Below are 19,246 nucleotides of genomic sequence, written 5' to 3' on the forward strand. Positions count from 1 at the left end.
TTTAACAAAAAAAGCACTTAGACTTTTTACAGATAGATCTAATCTAAAGGTGGGTCACTTTGGCCCGGCGGGGGTGGGTCACTTTCGTCCGGCCAGCTATGGTCACTTTAACCCGGCGAGGGTGGTATACTATGTCCGGCGTTTCCAAACATGCAAGGTCGATTATTGATTCCGGTGATCGGCATATATTAGAAAGGCTCCATAATTTTCTAATCAATACCGATTTGGATAGAACGGCGAGACTAAGTGACGAGGAATTATCCCTTCGTTTGAAAAAAGAAGTCAGCACAAGCGTTTCTGATATTTTGGACACGTGGATGTATAGATGATTTTTGAGGGTGTAAAATAAACTCTGTCTGAATAGAATTATTTATTAATTTAATTCAGATAGAATTATGACAACAAAAGAACAACAAGAATTCGAGAAAAAAGTACTTGACCAGTTCATGTCTGGCAAGAGCCTTTTTGGAGCAGACGGTGCTTTTGCACCGATGCTAAAGAACGTTATTGAGAAAGCTCTTCAAGCAGAGATGGACTCCCATTTGGATAGTGAGGAACGCTCCAAAGGGAATAAGCGCAATGGTAAGGGAAACAAAAAGCTCAAAAGTGGCTTTGGTTCCTTTGATATTGAAACCCCTGAAGATCGTCAAAGCAGCTTCCAGCCTGAACTGGTAAAAAAACGGCAGACTATTCTAGCGGATAATCTTTCAGAAAAAATCATTGGTCTTTATGGACTTGGAATGAGCTACCGTGACATCTCGGGTCATATCAAGGAAATGTACGACACTGATATTTCCCATACAGTTTTAAGCCAGATCACCGATCAGATCATTCCTGATATCAAAGCCTGGCAAAGTCGTCCTTTAGAACCGCTATACTGCATTGTCTGGCTTGATGCGATGCATTATAAGGTTAAGGTGGATGGGAAGATTACTCATAAAGCACTCTATAATATCCTGGGTATTACAAAAGAAGGAAAAAAGGAAATCCTGGGGATGTACATTTCTGAAAGTGAAGGTGCTAATTTCTGGCTACAGGTGCTCACCGATCTTCATAATCGTGGATTACAAGATATCCTGATTGCTTGTACGGATAACCTCAAAGGCTTTACACAGGCTATCTTGAGCGTTTATCCAAAGGCTCAGGTTCAGCTTTGTATCGTACACCAAATCCGTAATTCATTGAAGTATATCGCCTCGAAGGATCAAAAAGAATTTATGAAAGATCTGAAAAAGGTCTATAGGGCTGTCACTAAAGCTGTAGCCGAAGATGAACTATTGAACCTGGAAGAGAAATGGGGAAGTAAATATCCTGTAGTTATTGAAAGCTGGCAGCGTAACTGGGAGCAGCTCTCCCAGTATTTCGAGTACACAGAACCCATAAGAAAGATTATTTATACCACCAATGCCGTAGAGGGCTTCCATCGCCAAATCAGGAAAGTTACCAAGACCAAAGGAGCATTTACTAATGATATGTCACTACTCAAGTTAGTCTACCTGGCAACAAGGAACATCGAGAAGAAATGGACAGCTCCTTTGCATAATTGGAGCCTCACGATTCAGCAATTTTATATTAAATTTGGAGACCGGATACCGCTGGCCATAAACGCCAATTCCTCTGGGGCTAGCCCCAGAGGAATTGAAACATCAGACAGAGTTTAATTTACAGACCCAACGGTGTAGAATCGAGTGGACGGCCCCGCCATTAAATGACGTAGTGTGCCCCTCAAAAACCACAGTGAACATCTGTATGCTACCCTTCTGACCGAGTGGTGCTTCAGTATCACCCTTTCTCCATAAACCAAACTTTAACTTTTATTATCATATTAAAACACAGCAATAAAATCGTTATTGCTAGATTTGCAAAAAATGAAAGAAAAGCCAGGCATAAAGAAAAACAAAACAATCCTTTCCCTCTTTGGACTGGCATTGCTGCTTTTGCTTTCGCCCTGTAAGGTCAGGAATTTTATTCAGGCTGAATTGGATGTACCTCCAACCGAGGTCTTACATAAAAATCAAACCACAATTTCGGCTACAAGTTGTGTGGCTTTTGATGTTTCTGGGATTGACCATTCGTCTTCAACATCGGTTAAAAAAGCACTTGACAACTTTGTTGATGGGGAATTATTCACTTTTCAGCTTCCAATTCGATATAAAACGAACAGCACTCTTCAACTCAGCAACTCAAAGCTGATTCCTTCCATACCCCTTTACATTTTATATCAAAACATTCAGGTCTATTCGTAATTGATTATTTCATTTAATACCAAACAGTTACCCAACTGTATTTAATAATCAATTATCTATATCTACCAATGAAAATTCAAGGGAAAAAACTTGAAGTAAGCTACTTGTCCGTGGCCATACTTCGCATAATGCTTAGCTTAATTTTTATAGTGGCCAGTACGAGCCATTTCTTTAAACTGGAGCAAACAGTCCAAAGAATAGAAAGTGCCCATTTCGGATTTATGGCCAATATATTGGGAACCCCTGAAATTGCAGTCATACTTTCAGGAATTGCTATGCTAATCGCCGGCATAGCATTATTGGCAGGCTTTAAAACAAGAATTTCGGCTATAATTTTAATTGCCGTTTTGATACCTATCACGTTGACCATACAAGTTGGTCAAACGGCCACTTTAGGGCCTTTGTTTAAGAACATTGCCATTTTGGGAGGTCTTATTTTTTTCAGCATGAATTCAAACAAAATGTAAAAAACAATGAAACGTATATCAATAATCGCAATGCTAATGTTCCTTTTCGCAATAGGAACTGCACAAGCACAAACAGTCAACCATGAAAAGAATAATTATTTGGTGCTTTCAAAGAACATACAACAACTCAAACCCGTGATGCTGACAGCAACCGAACTGGCAAAGCAAGATGGCAACAATTATGGCGAGTTCTATGTGATTTTTTGCGGTAAAACGGTTCAGGACATTTCAAAAAACAATGAATTCGTTTCGCTCACCAAACAGGCAAAAAAACAAAACTTGAAAGTCTTCGTATGTGGACTGTCATTAAAAAAGTTTGGAATAGACCCCAATGATATACCTAAGTCCATAGAAGTAACTAAAAATGGAATCCTAGACGGGTTACTACTTACTAAAAAAGGGTTTACTACTTTAACTATATAACAAGAAATGAAAAATCCAAATATAAAAAATGATGCCGGATCATTAGCCTTGGCAGTAAGGCTGGTTATAGGGTGGACTTATTTTTCTGCCTTTTGGAGAAGAACAATACTAGCTGACAAATTAGACCCGGAAGCAGCAGGTTACATAGGAGAAAAATTCAATCATTTCTTACCTAACGCACTAGGTATAAAACCGATAATTCAATATTTAGTGGAAAATCCGGACATACTATGGATAAATATGGTTGCCTTTACAATCATAGAAGGTATTGTCGGACTATTTATCATTTTTGGTCTTTTTACCAGATTGATGAGTATTGGCGTTTTTGGTCTGGCAATGGGCATACTTCTAGGTTCCGGATGGATTGGCACAACCTGTCTTGATGAATGGCAAATAGGCGTTTTAGGAATAGCAACAGGATTTGTTCTATTCTTAACAGGAAGTGGAAAATATTCTATGGACAACTATTTGATTTCCAATAATTTTTCAATAACCAAAAAGAAATGGTTTGCCTGGCTAGGCTCCGGTAACATTCCGGTCAAGGAAAGTATTTTCCCTAAAGTAGTACTGATCGGGTCTTTGTTTGTTCTTGGAATGACCTTAATAACGAATCAAGTATTTCACGGTGGTTTGTGGGGTACACTCCATAATAAGTCTGTTAAACCAAAACTTGAAATTACAGATGGTAAAATTGAAAAATCCACACTATCATTTGATGTTTTCAGAACAGAAGGTGTTGACGTTTATGGCTCTTGGGTAATAGCCATTGAATTAATGGATGAAAAAAACAATACCATTGTTAAATATTCACAAGAAGACCTTACTGAGTTACATCAGGAGGATATCAATAATTATTATATTGCTAAAATTGAACCAGGAAAACATAGCCTGATTGTACCCCTGGGAGCCAAAGCAAAATTAAACTTGGACAATGAATCCCTATTAGACTTGGAAAGTGGAACATACAGGCTTAAAATTACTGATATAAGTGGTGCATATTGGACACATCCCATCAAAAAATAACAAAACCCGACATTGGTAACCGACCCTCCTTCGGCGGACAGGTTCACACAAGCCTATGAACAGCGGAGACCATGCTTTGCATAAAAAGGCAAGACTTGGGCACTGTCAACCTATTTGGTAGTATATGCGGAAACTTATAGATATAAACAAATTGGCTGTAAACAAAAAAAGAGAAACAAATGGATATTACAACAAACTATAAAGTACCAAAGGACACAAAAATAGGGCACGTACACTTGAAGGTTTCCAACCTACAGCGCTCACTCGACTTCTACTGCGGACTATTGGGTTTTGAACTTACAACGACTTATGGTACTGACGCCGCCTTCATATCGGCAGGAGGCTACCACCACCATATTGGCTTGAACGTTTGGTATAGCAAAAACGCCCCACCAGCAGCAAGAAATACGGTAGGACTATTTCATACGGCAATACTGTATCCAACAAGAAAAGACCTTGCAACTATTCTCTATCGCCTAAAACAAGCAGACTACCCGTTGACAGGTGCTTCGGACCATGGTGTTTCAGAGGCCTTATATTTAGATGATCCTGACGGTAATGGTGTTGAACTATATTGGGACAAACCGAAAGACCAATGGCCACAAAAATCTGATGGCTCATTGGATATGTATACAAAACCCCTTGACCTTGATGGATTAATGAACGAAATAAATTGACTACAGCCAATGGAGTGGATGGCTCCGTCATTTAATAGCAGAGTGTGCCTTTCAGACAGGCTCTGGATAGGCAACGTGGTTCATTTACTTGACTTGATTTGGCAATAATACTCCATCTTACGGAGACAGTTTCCCTAGCTCAAAGTCGTCCTAGGGTTTTGCTAAATAGTGGAATTATCAAATCCTTGAAAGTGAACACTAACCGATATATGGTGAGATGGACCATTATAATTTACAGTAGCACCTGAACCACCCTTACTATACCTTGCCTTGACCTATTGCGTAAAAAGGTGATTTTATCCCAAACAGGTTAATACTTCACCAAATATGAAAAAAAACCCGTTATCCGTCCAAGCCAGTTACATCCTTAATCTCATAAACAATTCATGGGTATTGTTGTCCAATCCATCAATAGGATTTTGGATGGATGTCTCATAGGCATAGCCCAAGTTGAACCCGTTGCTGATATTGAACAGGAACAGCCCGCTGATACTTTCATCATACCTGTAGCTAGCACCAAATTCAAAACGTTCCCCAAAGTCCAATATACCTGTCAGTTCCACCGATATGGGGGAAGCATCCACGTAGCGCAACATCCCCATGGTCTTCAAATCCAAGGTTTTGCCCAAGAGAAAGGTATACCCCCCACTGAGGTAGGCGTGCATACGGTCGGTTCCCAAATAGGCATTTCCATCACGCTCCTGCAAACGATCAGGTGTCAGCAGCTTGGGAGCGGATAAGGATGCAAAATACCTATCGTGCTTTAAATAGACCCCCGCCCCGACATTGGGGGTGAAACGGCTATCGTAGTCCATCAAGGTGCCATCCTGGCCCACGCCATAGGTAATGAGGCCATTAGTGTTGGCATCATAGGAGTTGGCACTTCCCTTGATCCCGAAGTAGAGCCTGTGGTCCCCGTCCAATTGGATGTGGTAGGAAATGTCGATGGCCATCCACGTCTGCTGTTCTATGAAGGTACGGTCGTTGAGGATGGAAACGCCAAGCCCCACGTTCCTGCCGACGGGCATGCCAAAGATAGCACTTTGGCTCTCGGGAGCACCTTCAACACCCGCCCATTGGCTCCTGATGCCCAAGGAGAGCTCGGCAGCCTCCGAGCTTCCGGCAAAGGCGGGGTTGTAGATGTTCATGTTGTAGCGGTAAAAGGTATAGTTGGGGTCCTGTTGGGCGTTTATTGTGGCACAGAACGCCATTGCAACTGCCAGCACCTGTATTTTATTGATGAAATTCATGTCTTTTATCTTGTGTTTTTTGTTCTGTTGGCATTAATAGTTGATGAATATCCATCCTTGCAAGGGAGCGGAGCCATCACCTAAATTGATGACATATAGGTAGGAACCTGCGGGAAGTTTTTCACTTCTGCCCTTGTAGAAGCCTTCCCAGTCGTTTTTGTATGACCTAGTGGACAATACCTCATGTCCCCATCGGTTATAGACTTTCACCACATTATTTGGGTAGTTGTCTATCCCAGGTATGATCCAGGCATCGTTGTTGCCGTCACCGTTGGGCGTAAAGGCCTGGGCAGGTACCAAGGTTGGCGTCACTGGTATATCATCTTCCTCTGGAACAAAAAAGCTAGTATCGTCCAACGGATCTGTATTGTTTGCCAGTTCATCCTCATCCGAATCCCCATCGTTGTCATCATCGGTATCGGAATTATTGCCAATACCGTCACCATCCGTGTCCGTATCCTCGGTTTCATCCAACGGGAAGGCATCCTCATCATCTGGAGTATCGTCGTTGTCATCATCGGTGTCGGAATTGTTGCCAATACCGTCGCCATCCGTGTCCGTATCCTCGGTCTGATCCAAGGGGAAGGCATCCTCATCATCTGGAGTACCGTCGTTGTCATCATCGGTGTCGGAGTTATTGCCAATTCCGTCGCCATCCGTGTCCGTATCCTCGGTCTGATCCAAGGGGAAGGCATCCTCGTTATCCGGAGTACCGTCGTTGTCATCATCGGTATCRGAGTTATTGCCAATTCCGTCGCCATCCGTGTCCGTATCCTCGGTTTCATCCAAGGGGAAGGCATCCTCGTTATCGGGAGTACCGTCGTTGTCATCATCGGTATCGGAGTTATTGCCAATTCCGTCGCCATCCGTGTCCGTATCCTCTGTTTCATCCAAGGGGAAGGCATCCTCGTCATCCAGAGTACCGTCGTTGTCATTATCGGTGTCACAAGCATCAGCTATGGAATCCCCATCCGTATCTTCCCCGGTCAAGGTAAGTATTGCTGTTTCCATTTTAACATTGCCATTAATGTCCGTTGCTGCTATCATGATGGTGTAATCCCCTAAATCGGCACAGTCAAAATCCGTACGGTCAATACTTATGCTTGCTATACCGCAGCTGTCATAACTATCAACTATGAAGGCTTCTGCTGTGATGCTGGCCAACCCTGTGTCATTTAATTGAATTGTAACATCCTGTGTTGTAATTGTTGGCTCAGTAATGTCCACCAATGTGATATTGAAAGTGGTGCTATTGGCATTTCCATTCCCATCATCGGCAGTAAGGGTAATGGTCTGTAATGTTCCGTGCCCACTGATCACGGTGCCCGCAATCGGCGATTGGGTGACTGTCACTGTTCCACAGTTATCCGTTGCGGTCGTCAGGCCAGTATAATCTGGAACGGTAAAATCACAGCTAGCATTTAAGTCTTCCTGTATACTCGTTACAGTGGTCAAAGTCGGGGCCGTCACGTCCACCAATGTAACATCAAAAGTGGTGCTTCCGGTATTCCCGTTGCCATCATCTGCCGTCAATGTTATTGTTTGTACCGTTCCGTGCCCACTGATCACGGTGCCCGCGATTGGCGATTGGGTGACCGTTGCTGCTCCGCAATTGTCCGTTGCGGTCGTCAGGCCTGTATAATCGGGAACGGTAAAATTACAGTTGGCATCCAGATCTTCCTCTCTATCCGATACAGCGGTCAATGTGGGCGGAATAAGATCATTAAAGGTTACATCAAAGGTTTGTGTCCCTATTTCTCCTAAACTATCCTCGATTGAAACTGTGATGGTACTTGTTCCTGCCGTATCCAATACAGGTGTTATTGCTAGAGAGCGGGTATTGCCGCTTCCCGTAATTACAATGTCCGTATTGGCAACTACACTTGTATTTGAAGAGGCTGCGTTAACCACAAATGTATTGTCCCCCGGAAAAGTGTCCGTAATCGTTAAAGCAAGTCCCGAAACCGAACCGTTGATACATTCAGACTGGTTTGTTATTACAGAACCTGAAGGCATATCGTTAGATGTGGTCGTAAAAGAAACCTCACTGCCATAGCTCGTCCCTTCGCTATTAATGGCATAGGCGCGAACGTAGTATGTGGTCCCTGCGGAAAGTCCGGTAACAGCATCCGAAAATGAACCGGTTCCACTTCCAACTTGAACTTTAGTATCGGAAGTGGTGGGATTGGAGCTGGTGGCATACACAAAGCCATGTTCGGTTACCGTGGCTCCACCATCGTCGGTTACATTACCGCCAAGGGTAGCCGTGGTTTCCGTAATACTTGAAGCGGCTGAGGTAGTCACGGTTGGTATTTCAAGCAAATTGATGGTTATTGTAAACGTCTGATTTGTCAATTCACCACCATCTGGGTCGCTCAGGGTAAACCCAAAGCTATCTGAAGTTTGATTACCTACAGTATTGGTGTACCTGAGTCGGTTATTGTTGATATCATCTTGAGTAAATGTTGAGTTTACGATGAGTTCTTCCTCCCCGGCATCGAAAGTATTGTTAAGGTTGGTATCAAGAAACAATGTTCCATATGCAACAGCGCTTGTAATGGTTGCCGTCAATTGGGCGTCATCCATCGTTTCATCATCGTTAAAGTGTAATTTGCCACTGTCTACGTTCCCCGTTTCTCCTTCTGTCATTGTTAATCCGGTATTGGTATCCACAATTGGAGCTATATTGACGATAGCCGTAAGCTGAGTGCTGTTGACGGTGGTCAATCCTCCGGATGAGGCTCGCAGGTTGAAAGTCTCATTACTACTTCCCGAAACGTTATAGGTAATTTGCAATCCGTTAAACGTTGCCACGCCAGAAGAGGGCAATATGGAAACTGCGGCTTCGTCTCCATCGGTGTCCCCAGTACCCGATAGTGTTGCCGACCCTGCCCCGTTCGTCTCTGTTAATGTGATACCTGTACTGTAGTCGGTGTCGACTATGTCGTTTAAATCCACGGCCGCAACAACGGGTTGGGTGGTAAATGAGCTTTGCACGCCATCTTGCACGGAAGTTGGGACCGGTTCTGTGGTAAAGCTGAGTTTTATTGCAATGACATCGCTGGTGACCGAATTTGCATCTACAGTTGGCAAATCGGTGTCAATACTAGCTTCATCGTTGGCCGTGAGCGTGAAAGACTCCTGGTCTGAAGTTGCCGCATAGACTACATCAGTAAAGATTGCCACACCACTAACTGCCACCATATCAACATCTCCGGATAGACTCCCTGCGCTGGCCTCTGTTAAAGTAACCGTCTCAGTAAAATCCACATCGGTATTGCCAAAGGCATCCTGTGCGGAGACCACAGGTTGAGTGCTCAAAGCACTGCCCGATACCGAGCCAGCTGGTTGAGTGGTGAATGCCAATTGTGTAGCAGTAATATCAATCGTGCTGCCGCTGCCATTGGCTACTGGTGAGGTTGAACCCATCTGAGTTTTGGAACCATCGTTCACTAAGGTTAAATCGGTGTCCCCATCCACAGAAAGTACAAAGGTACGGTCTTCACTAAGTCCAGTATTGTCGTTGTAATAGGCATTGACGGTATAGGTCTCATCGAATCCGTCAGCCACAGAAATATTCAGGCCTGAAAAGGTGATTTTACCTGTGCCGGCATTATAGGTTCCTGTTTCGTTGGAAACATCCGGACCATCTAAGCGCCAGGTTACTTTTACGCGTTCGGTATCTGTAGAAGTGCCGGAGACATTTACATCAATCGAGGATACATTGAGAGGGAAACCGTCTCCCCCTCCTCCATCACTGATGTTAAAGTCAAACACATTTACAGCCGCTGCGGAAGAATTCGCGGTAGTGGGAATTCCTACGGGTTCGGTTACACCGGAGCTGGCAGTTAGGTTACCGTCGGCATCATCTATGGATGGCGAAGCTATGGAAATCTGGTCTAAGTTTAAAGTCACATCACTGCCACCAAAACCAGATAGAATAAACTCATCGATATTACTAAAATCACTGTTTGATGTAATATCCACTTGTGTATAATTTGAACTTGCAGTACTGGTAATTGACCCAATTAAATTACCATCTCTATAGGCTGAGATGGTATACGTTCCGGCAAAATTGAACCACTGCGCTGTAAAGGAATTCAGATCAAATTCGCTGCCATCATCACTTTTAATACTTATAGTAGAAGCGGTCTGGGTAAATAGATTTACATTGGATGGGCTATTGGCCCCATTGTGATTAATGGACCCACTACCGGTTCCATTTGACGTAAATTCCCAACAATCCACAACGCCACTTCTTGGCAGTGTTCCATAAGGTGCAACATTATTATTCGTTCCGTCAAATGTCGTTACTCCAATTGTTGGAGCGCAAAGTGCTGCACTCGTAGTAAAACTCTCATCACTCCCATAGCTCGTGCCTTCGATGTTGATGGCATAGGCACGTACATAATAGGTGGTTTCTGCGGAAAGCCCGGTAACAGCATCCGAAAATGACCCCGTTCCGCTTCCAACCTGTATTTTTGTATCGGATGTGGTGGGATTGGGGTTGGTAGAATAAACAAAACCGCGCTCGGTTACGGTAGCTCCGCCATCATCGGTTACGTTGCCGCTGAAAGTGGCTCCAGTGGCGGTGATCGATGAGACGGCTGAAGAGGTTAAGGTTGGGGCTGTTGCTGGTAAAACGGCTGGCTCAAAATTCAGATCGTCAATATCCGCCACCATATTTGTGCCAGAGATGGTCAGTGTCGTTATATTATCAAAGCCTGATTGTGTTGTGAAATCATAGTTTTGATAAAAAACATAAGGTCCGTCATTGGCATTCAAGCTAAAGCTTCCCCCATTATCAGACGTAATTTGAACAGGGGTATCAGACAAGATATCCATCGACATTCCAGTTATCTGAAATGCACTACCGTTGCTTGCACTTATAGTAATACTGCTTATGCCTCCATTAGCATTTTTATCAAATTGAAGTGCATAATCACTCGCTCCACCCTCTGATAAATTAAAGGTATTATTAAATGTAGCATGGCGATAGGTTGACCCATTTCCTGAAATCTGATACCTCACTCCATCAAGTGTAAAATCGTTACTGGTTAAATCAAAGCTGGTGTTATCATCAAAATTTTCATCCGAAGGTGCCTGAGCATGAACAATTGATGAAGTGATACTAAAAAATAATAGAAATAAAATAGAGTAGGCCGTTATTTTCATGAAGGAAAAGTGTTAAGCTTTTTTTAAAACAGGGCAATACTATAACATTATACTTTTTCCTACATATAAATGTTGTGAATGTATATATTTATGATGCTTAAGCTGATATATTTTGTAGGTTTAATATTGTTAAATTATAATTGTTTGAATGCAAACAATTTGGAACCGGCTGTAAGTCGGCTTTGTATTCACCAATTCTGAAAGCATCATATTCTAGCTCCATATCTTGTATTCTTTATACCTTCCATTATTTCTTAGTCTGTTACCAGAAAAAGGCATGGTTTGCATTAAGGCTTCCATCCCTACAAAAAATGATGCAACCTTGGTGACGATCAATAAAATGTATTTGCTTATTTCTGTTTTACCCTATATTTTAACGAGCTGGTAAAAAAGAGTGGCATTGTACCATTGCCTTTTCAGTTAAAAAATGTATTGGACATGTTTGCCATTTCCCATTTACAAAACCAAAAAGTATGCAAATATAATTTAGTCCAAGTTGGTACTGGATAGCTAACCGCTAGACTAGATATATTGATAAAAGAGACCCTGTTTTCTCACAAAGGAAGATGGAATGATAAAAACCATAACTAAAACAATGAACCCCCAATTAGAACCTTTTTTTGATCAATCCATGGATTGTCTCTGTATTGCAGACTATAATGGGTATTTTGTGAGAGTAAATCCTGCTTTTATAAAGCTATTGGGGTATACTGAAGAAGAGCTGGGCTCAAAATTAATTTCCGAATTCATCTATCACGAAGATAGGGAACGTACGGCCGCTCACAGGGAAGAACTAAAAAACAATGTTCCACTGGTGAATTTCGAAAACAGGTATGTGTGCAAGTCAGGAGCTATTGTCTGGCTTCATTGGACATCCATACCATTGGAAAATGAGCGATTGATCTACGCCATAGCCAAGGACGTTACGCATACAAAAAAACTGGAAAAGGAGCGCATATTGCATTTAAGCCAACTTTCCAAAGTAAATGAAAAGCTTAAGCAACAGAACTATAGCACATCACACGATCTTAGATCACCTCTTAACAATATGCTTTCCCTGGTCAATTTATTGGATTTGACCAAAATTGATGATGCGGATACCAAGGAAATACTCAGTCTAATAAAATTATCTGCCGAAGGATTGAAGAATACCATGAACGCATATATAGATTCCTATTCCGAAGAGGACGTTCGGGATATGGTATTGGAAGATGTCGATTTTAAAAATGTTTTTGATAAGGTCCAAAACTCTATAAGCTCACTTATACAAAGGGCTGGTGCTAAATTCCATATAGATTTTAGTGCTATGCCTAGTGTACATTTCAAGGATATTTACATGGAAAGTATTTTTTTGAATTTAATCACCAATTCCATTAAATATGCCAGACCAAGTGTTCCTCCCATCATCTCAATGAGCACAGCACAAGAAAATGGAAAAAAGAAACTAACCTATACGGACAATGGTCTTGGCTTCGATATGGAGAAAGTAGGCTCCCTTATTTTTAAGTTGAACGAGAAATTTCATGGCAACGAAGACAGTAAAGGTGTTGGTTTATATTTGGTCCACGAACAAGTTACCAGCCTTGGAGGAAGTATTTCGGTGGACAGCAAGGTTAACCAAGGGACCACCTTTACAATTCTATTCAAAGCGTGAGCCCCCTCGCTTGCAAATTGATCGTACCATCTACTTTGTTTTCCAAACCAATTACGATAATATTCGGGACATTTTTCAAAAAGCAATTGAGAAATGTCATTTTAAACTTATTTGATTAATCATAATTTTAGTTGAGTTTAAAAACCATAACCATGCTAAATTCTGAGAAAATAGGAAACGAATTCTACCAAAACCTTGGCAAGCTGTTTTATGCTGTGGCCATGGCAGATAACAATGTAAGACCCGTCGAAATAAAAAGGTTACGGAAATATGTTCGACAACATTGGCTGGATATCGATGAAATTGAAGATGAGTTTCATACCGATGCAGCCTATCAAATAGAAATTGTTTTCGATTGGTTAAATGGGGAGGAGAAAGATGGTGAAGAATATTTCAAGGAATTCAAGGAGTTTTATAAAGAACATCCCGAAAAATTCACCGAACCTATCAAAAAGTTGGTTGTTGAAACCGCCGAATCCATAGCCAAATCCTTTGCTGGGAAAAATAGATCGGAGATGTTGGCTATCTCTAAGCTCAAACAGCTCTTTAACCATTAACATGTCTTTGGAAAAATATATAGATCACACCAATCTAAAACCCACCGCCACCCAAGCCGACATAACAAAGTTATGTAAAGAAGCCATTGAACACGGTTTTTATGCTGTTTGTGTAAACGGATGCCATATACCTTTGGCCACAGAAGTTTTAAAAGGAAGTCAAATAAAAACGGCTGCTGTAATCGGTTTTCCCCTTGGGGCCATGTCTACCAAGGCAAAAGTGTTCGAGGCCATGGACTGCATTAAAAATGGTGCAGACGAAATAGATATGGTAATTAATATTGGATGGCTTAAATTAAAAGAGGTTGATGCTGTTAGAGATGAAATCGGGGCCATAAAACAAGCGATTGGCAACAATATTTTGAAAGTGATCATAGAAACCTGCTACCTGACCAATGAAGAAAAAAAACTTGCCTGCACCCTAGCGGTTGATGCAAAGGCGGATTTTGTGAAAACGTCCACTGGGTTTGGAACCGGAGGTGCCACTTTGGATGACGTGGCACTCATGAAAAGCGTTGTGGGCAACAAGTTAAAAATAAAAGCTTCCGGTGGTATAAAAACAAAGAAAGAAGCCCTACAATACATAGAACTTGGGGTATCTCGCATAGGAACCTCATCAGGCCCTGCTTTAATTGAACAATAATAAATTAGGAATGAGCACCCATATAGAAGCCAAACAAGGAGAAATTGCAGAAACGGTACTCATGCCGGGCGACCCCTTGCGGGCCAAATGGATTGCCGAAACTTTTCTCGAAAACCCGTTTTGCTATAATAAAATACGCGGAATGCTGGGCTACACGGGTACATACAAAGGCAAACGGATTTCTGTACAAGGTAGCGGTATGGGAATGCCGTCTGCCATGATCTATTTTCACGAACTCATCAACGATTATGGAGTAAAAAACATTATTCGAGTGGGATCTGCAGGATCCTACCAAGAAGATGTAAAACTCAATGATGTGGTCTTGGCCATGGCCGCTTCCACCACTTCGGGCATGAACAATTCCAGATTTATCAACTCGGATTATTCCCCAACTGCCGATTTTGATCTATTTATAAAAGCCGTTAATTATGCCCAAAAAAACAATATCCCCATAAAAGCAGGCAATGTGCTTTCCTCGGACGAATTTTATAATGACGACCCCGAAGAATACAAGCTTTGGGCCCAATACGGTGTGCTTTGTGTGGAAATGGAGACCGCTGGGCTATATACCATTGCGGCAAAATATAACATTAAGGCTTTGACTATTTTAACCATCTCCGATTCCTTGGTAACGGATGAAAGGCTTTCTGCCCACGCACGGGAAACAACTTTTAAGGATATGGTAGAAATTGCCTTGGCGGCTGCTTTGCCCTAAAATTAGGCTTTAGGCTCATCATCTCCGGCAAAAACATAATCCTTTCCCACAGGCAACTCAAAAAGTTCCAACGAAAAATAAGGCAGGGCAGCGAGCAAATGGTCAAAAATATCCGCCATCACATATTCGTAATTTTCCCATCGCTTATCCGAACTAAAGGCATATATTTCCAAAGGAATACCTTGCGGAGTAGGCTGCAACTGCCGTACCATCAAGGTCATTTTCTTGTTTATAGCGGAATGATTTTCTAGATAATTGGTCACATATTTTCGGAAAACGCCAAAGTTGGTCAGGTTTCTTCCGTTCACCAACACCTCCTTGTTGATTTTGTTTTCTTCATTATAGGCCTTGATCTGTTCGTTTCTTGTACCTATATAATTTTCTACCAGTTGGATTTTTTTAAGCTTTTCTATTTCCTCTTCAGATAAAAACCGAATACTCTTTTGCCTAATAATCAACGACCTCTTGATCCGTCGTCCACCCGAAACCTGCATGCCCCTCCAATTCTTGAAGGAATCCGAAATAAGGGCATAAGTGGGTATGGTGGTTATGGTCATATCAAAATTTTGGACCTTTACCGTGGCCAAGCTAATCTCCACAACATCACCATCGGCTCCATATTTTTCGAATGTGATCCAATCCCCAATACGCACCATATCGTTAATGGTAACCTGAATACTGGCCACAAAACCTAAAATGGAATCCTTAAAAATGAGCAGTACTACTGCGGAAGCAGCACCCAATGCGGTAAAAAATTTCCAAACCGTAGTATCGGTGACAATAGCAAAAACAGTGAGCACCCCCACTACCCATGCAAAAATCATGAATACCTGAACATAACTGTTTATGGGCTTGTCCTTAAACTTGGGACGGGTTTTTAAATACCCATTGACACTTTTAAAAAACTTCCGAAGTATAATCAGAGTCAAAAAAACGAAAAGTATTTTAATGGTCTTTAATGCAATTACCCCAGCATAATCAAAATCTGCAAAGGCTATCGGAACAAACTCCAACAAGATTGTCAAAGGAACAATATGAGCCACATACCGGGGCACTCTGTGCGCCACCAAAAAATTATCAAAATTGTTGATGGATTTTCTGGCCAATCTTACGGACAAGGCACGCAATACCTTCCAAATAAGCAAATCCAACAAAAAAGCAAGCACAAGCACAACGATCATCAACACAAATAGGTTGATGTATGCTGCCAAGCTCTCATTCATCCCTGTCTCCAATAAATAATTGTAAAGTAAGCGGCCCAGGTCTTTGTCCATAATTTCCAGTTGAAAGAAATAAGGTACAAAATTACAGAATCTAATCTTGCTCCCGGTATAAGTGAATCATCATTTTTTCAGGAGTGCCAATGGATGTTTGGCTTTGGAATGATTTCATTAAAAATCAATGGCACTTAACGATTCATCAAGTACCATTGACCTTATTTTATTCCAATAATTTTAGAATTTTATCGAAAACCTCGGTATTTTCATAAATACCATTGAAATTTTCGGCTTTTGGTCCGTATGCAAACAAAGGCACCATAATTCCTGTGTGGTCCACGGTTAAAAAATCACCTTGAACGATACCCTCTTCCATGTTGCCCCCCACGATTCCAAAACCAGAGGTTTCGTGATCAGCTGTAATGATCACCAATGTATTTTTGTTGGCATCGGCAAATTTTAATGCCTCGGCAATGGCTTGGTCAAAATCCAACATTTCTTGAATAATACCGCTAGTACTGTTGGAGTGCCCCCCGTTATCTATTTGGGCGGCCTCGACCATCAAGAAAAAAGGTTCGGCATTGCTTTCCAACACATCCAAGGACTTGGTCACGGCTCTGGGCAGGGTCCCTCCCCTACCATCTGCAACGGAAGGTGCTTTGTTATCGCCAAGGTAAATTCCCGTGGGCTCTTTAAAATCCTTGAATGGTTCCAACTCCTGAGTTGTAAATACCTGCTCAATGGCATTCTTTTCCTTTTCTCCGCCTGCCATAAAGAAATCCAACTTGCTTTTTTTCAAATCCTCAACGATTCCTTGTGTATCGTTCCGTTCAACTCGATGGGCATAAAAAGCAGAGGGAGTTGCTCCATAAATTGCATCTGTGGTAACTATCGCCGTATTGAAACCTTTTTTGCTCATCACATCCACTAAATTTGTCAGGGGCTCAGCCTGTGGCCCAGTGCCTATAGCCCTGTTATTGGTCTTTTTGCCCGTTGCCATTGCGGTTCCTCCTGCAGCAGAGTCGGTAATCAAATCATCATGCGAGGCGGTTTTTACCAGTCCAATGTTTTTTAATCCGGTCAGGGTTAGTTTGCCCCGATTGGCAATCATGGCCGAGCTAATTTGCGCCAATCCATTGCCATCGCCTATCATTAAAATGATGTTGGTCGGTTTGGAATCAACATCATATTCATATTTGGGTTGATACACCCCAACCGTTTTTTCTAAATTGAAAGTGTTTTCATCCAATTTATCCAAATACTGTTTCGCCAAAGCGGGCTGGTCCGTATTTATATAATCCACACCCAATCTTGCCAAACGAGCCCAAGCTGTTTTGGTATCTGGTGTAGACCAAAACCTGAACGGCTTCCCTGATGCCTTTGCCAAACTTATGGCCCTTTTCACTTTCTCCAGATCAAGAGCTGTCATCCGACCGTAGCCATTCCAAACGGAATATTTTTTATAGCTAGAACTTACCAGAGCGACCTTATCCAAGTCAATCTTGTTCAACTCGCCCAAATTTTGATGGTCGAACCAAATAAAATCAGGGTAATTCCTGTACTCTTCAGATTTAGGACGATTGCCCGAAATCACAAACTTGACTTTGCCGTTGTTTACCAAGCTTGGATATTTTTTCAACACTTCTTCAAGTTTATCCAATGTGGTGTATGCCTCAGACTTTAGGTCGATTAGCAACTGGAGTTCCCTAAGTTCTCCTGATTTTTCCAAACTACTGAGCCTATCCAAATACAATTTGCCCAAAGTTTTCCCTTCAACTATTTCATCTTCGGCATGGGTAACGTAGAGGGAGTCGTTTTTTAAAAACACATCGGCCTCTATGGATAATGCTCCATTGCTGTAGGCATACCAAAATGGCATTTTTTGGGCATAATCGTTATGGGAGTGGACTTTATAATCGGTTTGTGAAAAGATTTTCCCCGTAATGAAGAAAATCAATCCCACTAGTAGTAAAAAGGCTGTTCTCTTTTTCATTTTGCTTGATTTATAGCGTTGATCATTTTGTGGTAAATCTCATTGTTTTCATAGATGCCCTGAAAGTTTTCCGCTCCCTTGCCCTTGGCAAAAACAGGGATAAGCTCTCCGCTATGCTGATTGGAATTGAAGTAAACGGTTACCTTTTCCGGCACTTCCTTTTTCTTACCTGTACTCTTGTCTACCTCATAATGTTTCCCGATACTCACACCTCCGGTCTCGTGATCCGCAGTAACCACCAATAAGGTATTCGGGTGCGCTTCCACATAATCCAGTACAACGCCCAAGGTCTTATCAAAATCCGCTACTTCGGAAATCATCATCTCTGCATTTTCGGCATGTCCGCCCCAGTCAATATAAGAGCCTTCCACCATCATAAAAAACGGTTCTTCCCTTTGATCAAAGTAATTCAAGGCCATTGTAGTTGCTTCTGACAAATAATCGCCCCGCCCATCAATTTTTGACGGAATCCCATCATCGGCCAGCACGTAGGCATTTTTTTTACCTTTTATGGTTTCCGAAAGTTCTAAAGTATCCAAATGATAGTTTTTGTCCACCAATTCTTCAAAAAGATTTTTTCCATCTGTTCTCTGGTTGAAGAATTTTTTACCTCCCCCGGCAAAGAAATCCACATTAGATTCGACCAGTTGTGATGCAATTTCCTCGTGCATGTCACGATCGGGAACATGGGCATAAAAACTGGCCGGAGTGGCATGGGTGATCGTGGTAAGACTGATCAATCCAGTTTGGTACCCTTCCCCCTGAAGCCGTTCCAAAATAGTTTCCTGCGGAAGTGAATCAACGGAAACCCCTATGGCCCTATTATAGGTTTTCTCACCAGTGGAGAAGGCAGTGGCCCCTGCGGCCGAATCGGTAATTGTGTAATCTGTGGCGGATGTTTGGTGAAACCCAATTTGTTTGAACCGTGAAAAATTCGGCAAGCTATCACCAAAATAATAGGCGGATGATACCTGTGGCACACCCATTCCGTCACCAATCATGAAAATAATGTTCAAGGGTTCCTCTTTCGCTGTTTCTAAGGGCTCCGCTTCTTTTTTTGATGAATTGCACCCAACAAAAACAAGCGCCCCCCATAAAACCACAAATGCCTGCAATGAAATTCTCATACTTCTGTTCTTTTGATTTATTAAAAATGTAAGCGGCAAGTGGAAAACCAACTTGCCGCTCAGCTAAAAAATACACCTG

15 protein-coding genes are annotated in these 19,246 nt (G+C 42.0%); 10 read left to right on the forward strand and 5 right to left on the reverse strand.

What is annotated here, in order from left to right; genetic code table 11:
* The first annotated feature begins 395 nt into the window (after window positions 1–395).
* The 6 genes from GO009_RS13400 to GO009_RS13425 all read left to right on the forward strand — a co-directional run bounded on the left by GO009_RS13400 (window position 396) and on the right by GO009_RS13425 (window position 4,836).
* A complete protein-coding gene (locus tag GO009_RS13400; RefSeq protein WP_163626752.1) occupies window positions 396–1,661 on the forward strand; it encodes an IS256 family transposase in 1,266 nt (421 codons plus the stop codon).
* A gap of 207 nt (window positions 1,662–1,868) precedes the next feature.
* Window positions 1,869–2,246 carry a hypothetical protein gene (locus GO009_RS13405; RefSeq protein WP_163626753.1) on the forward strand — a complete coding sequence of 126 codons (378 nt, stop codon included), beginning with the start codon at window positions 1,869–1,871 and terminating at the stop codon, window positions 2,244–2,246.
* Window positions 2,247–2,314: 68 nt separating this feature from the next.
* On the forward strand, window positions 2,315–2,713 hold the full coding sequence (locus tag GO009_RS13410) for a DoxX family protein (RefSeq protein WP_163626754.1): 399 nt from the start codon (window positions 2,315–2,317) through the stop codon (window positions 2,711–2,713).
* Window positions 2,714–2,719: 6 nt separating this feature from the next.
* Window positions 2,720–3,136, forward strand: a complete 417-nt coding sequence (locus GO009_RS13415; protein ID WP_239057470.1) for a DsrE family protein — start codon at window positions 2,720–2,722, stop codon at window positions 3,134–3,136.
* 6 nt (window positions 3,137–3,142) lie between these two features.
* Complete coding sequence (locus GO009_RS13420) at window positions 3,143–4,159, forward strand: TQO small subunit DoxD (RefSeq protein WP_163626755.1); 1,017 nt, start codon at window positions 3,143–3,145, stop codon at window positions 4,157–4,159.
* Window positions 4,160–4,338: 179 nt separating this feature from the next.
* Entirely contained in the window at window positions 4,339–4,836 is a 498-nt protein-coding gene (locus tag GO009_RS13425) for a VOC family protein (protein ID WP_163626756.1), read from the forward strand.
* Window positions 4,837–5,195: 359 nt separating this feature from the next.
* Here the strand turns inward: GO009_RS13425 and GO009_RS13430 are convergent, their stop codons facing one another.
* Together GO009_RS13430 and GO009_RS13435 are read right to left on the reverse strand one after the other, a co-directional pair.
* A complete protein-coding gene (locus tag GO009_RS13430) occupies window positions 5,196–6,086 on the reverse strand; it encodes a type IX secretion system membrane protein PorP/SprF (RefSeq protein WP_163626757.1) in 891 nt (296 codons plus the stop codon).
* A gap of 33 nt (window positions 6,087–6,119) precedes the next feature.
* Complete coding sequence (locus GO009_RS13435; RefSeq protein ID WP_163626758.1) at window positions 6,120–11,261, reverse strand: gliding motility-associated C-terminal domain-containing protein; 5,142 nt, start codon at window positions 11,259–11,261, stop codon at window positions 6,120–6,122.
* Window positions 11,262–11,856: 595 nt separating this feature from the next.
* On the opposite strand from GO009_RS13435, the gene GO009_RS13440 reads away from it, so the two are divergent.
* From GO009_RS13440 to deoD, 4 genes are all read left to right on the forward strand, one after another.
* Window positions 11,857–12,915 (forward strand): PAS domain S-box protein, encoded by a 1,059-nt coding sequence (locus tag GO009_RS13440; protein WP_163626759.1) that lies wholly within the window; start codon window positions 11,857–11,859, stop codon window positions 12,913–12,915.
* A 152-nt stretch (window positions 12,916–13,067) separates the two neighbouring features.
* A complete protein-coding gene (locus GO009_RS13445) occupies window positions 13,068–13,472 on the forward strand; it encodes a hypothetical protein (protein WP_163626760.1) in 405 nt (134 codons plus the stop codon).
* A gap of 1 nt (window position 13,473) precedes the next feature.
* Complete coding sequence (deoC, locus tag GO009_RS13450; RefSeq protein ID WP_163626761.1) at window positions 13,474–14,115, forward strand: deoxyribose-phosphate aldolase; 642 nt, start codon at window positions 13,474–13,476, stop codon at window positions 14,113–14,115.
* Between the two features lie 10 nt (window positions 14,116–14,125).
* Complete coding sequence (gene deoD, locus GO009_RS13455) at window positions 14,126–14,830, forward strand: purine-nucleoside phosphorylase (protein WP_163626762.1); 705 nt, start codon at window positions 14,126–14,128, stop codon at window positions 14,828–14,830.
* A 2-nt stretch (window positions 14,831–14,832) separates the two neighbouring features.
* Here deoD and GO009_RS13460 read toward each other — a convergent pair whose 3' ends face one another.
* The 3 genes from GO009_RS13460 to GO009_RS13470 form a co-directional block, all read right to left on the reverse strand.
* Window positions 14,833–16,104 carry a mechanosensitive ion channel family protein gene (locus GO009_RS13460; protein WP_163626764.1) on the reverse strand — a complete coding sequence of 424 codons (1,272 nt, stop codon included), beginning with the start codon at window positions 16,102–16,104 and terminating at the stop codon, window positions 14,833–14,835.
* Between the two features lie 166 nt (window positions 16,105–16,270).
* The gene (locus GO009_RS13465) at window positions 16,271–18,040 is read right to left on the reverse strand and encodes an alkaline phosphatase (RefSeq protein WP_163626766.1); all 1,770 of its coding nucleotides are present in this window, start codon (window positions 18,038–18,040) and stop codon (window positions 16,271–16,273) included.
* A complete protein-coding gene (locus GO009_RS13470; protein ID WP_163626768.1) occupies window positions 18,037–19,167 on the reverse strand; it encodes an alkaline phosphatase in 1,131 nt (376 codons plus the stop codon). Before GO009_RS13470 ends, GO009_RS13465 begins: the two co-directional genes overlap by 4 nt.
* Between the last annotated feature and the right edge of the window lie 79 nt (window positions 19,168–19,246).

Origin of the sequence: Allomuricauda sp. TY007 (assembly GCF_010468565.1) — a bacterium.
Classification (GTDB): domain Bacteria; phylum Bacteroidota; class Bacteroidia; order Flavobacteriales; family Flavobacteriaceae; genus Flagellimonas.

What these genes read in the sequence shown, in the direction of transcription:
- GO009_RS13400 (WP_163626752.1), top strand. Translation starts at nt 396, where the DNA reads ATGACAACAAAAGAACAACAAGAATTCGAGAAAAAAGTACTTGACCAG.
- GO009_RS13405 (WP_163626753.1), top strand. Translation starts at nt 1,869, where the DNA reads ATGAAAGAAAAGCCAGGCATAAAGAAAAACAAAACAATCCTTTCCCTC.
- GO009_RS13410 (WP_163626754.1), top strand. Translation starts at nt 2,315, where the DNA reads ATGAAAATTCAAGGGAAAAAACTTGAAGTAAGCTACTTGTCCGTGGCC.
- GO009_RS13415 (WP_239057470.1), top strand. Translation starts at nt 2,720, where the DNA reads ATGAAACGTATATCAATAATCGCAATGCTAATGTTCCTTTTCGCAATA.
- GO009_RS13420 (WP_163626755.1), top strand. Translation starts at nt 3,143, where the DNA reads ATGAAAAATCCAAATATAAAAAATGATGCCGGATCATTAGCCTTGGCA.
- GO009_RS13425 (WP_163626756.1), top strand. Translation starts at nt 4,339, where the DNA reads ATGGATATTACAACAAACTATAAAGTACCAAAGGACACAAAAATAGGG.
- GO009_RS13430 (WP_163626757.1), bottom strand. Translation starts at nt 6,086, where the DNA reads ATGAATTTCATCAATAAAATACAGGTGCTGGCAGTTGCAATGGCGTTC.
- GO009_RS13440 (WP_163626759.1), top strand. Translation starts at nt 11,857, where the DNA reads ATGAACCCCCAATTAGAACCTTTTTTTGATCAATCCATGGATTGTCTC.
- GO009_RS13445 (WP_163626760.1), top strand. Translation starts at nt 13,068, where the DNA reads ATGCTAAATTCTGAGAAAATAGGAAACGAATTCTACCAAAACCTTGGC.
- deoC (WP_163626761.1), top strand. Translation starts at nt 13,474, where the DNA reads ATGTCTTTGGAAAAATATATAGATCACACCAATCTAAAACCCACCGCC.
- deoD (WP_163626762.1), top strand. Translation starts at nt 14,126, where the DNA reads ATGAGCACCCATATAGAAGCCAAACAAGGAGAAATTGCAGAAACGGTA.
- GO009_RS13460 (WP_163626764.1), bottom strand. Translation starts at nt 16,104, where the DNA reads ATGGACAAAGACCTGGGCCGCTTACTTTACAATTATTTATTGGAGACA.
- GO009_RS13465 (WP_163626766.1), bottom strand. Translation starts at nt 18,040, where the DNA reads ATGAAAAAGAGAACAGCCTTTTTACTACTAGTGGGATTGATTTTCTTC.
- GO009_RS13470 (WP_163626768.1), bottom strand. Translation starts at nt 19,167, where the DNA reads ATGAGAATTTCATTGCAGGCATTTGTGGTTTTATGGGGGGCGCTTGTT.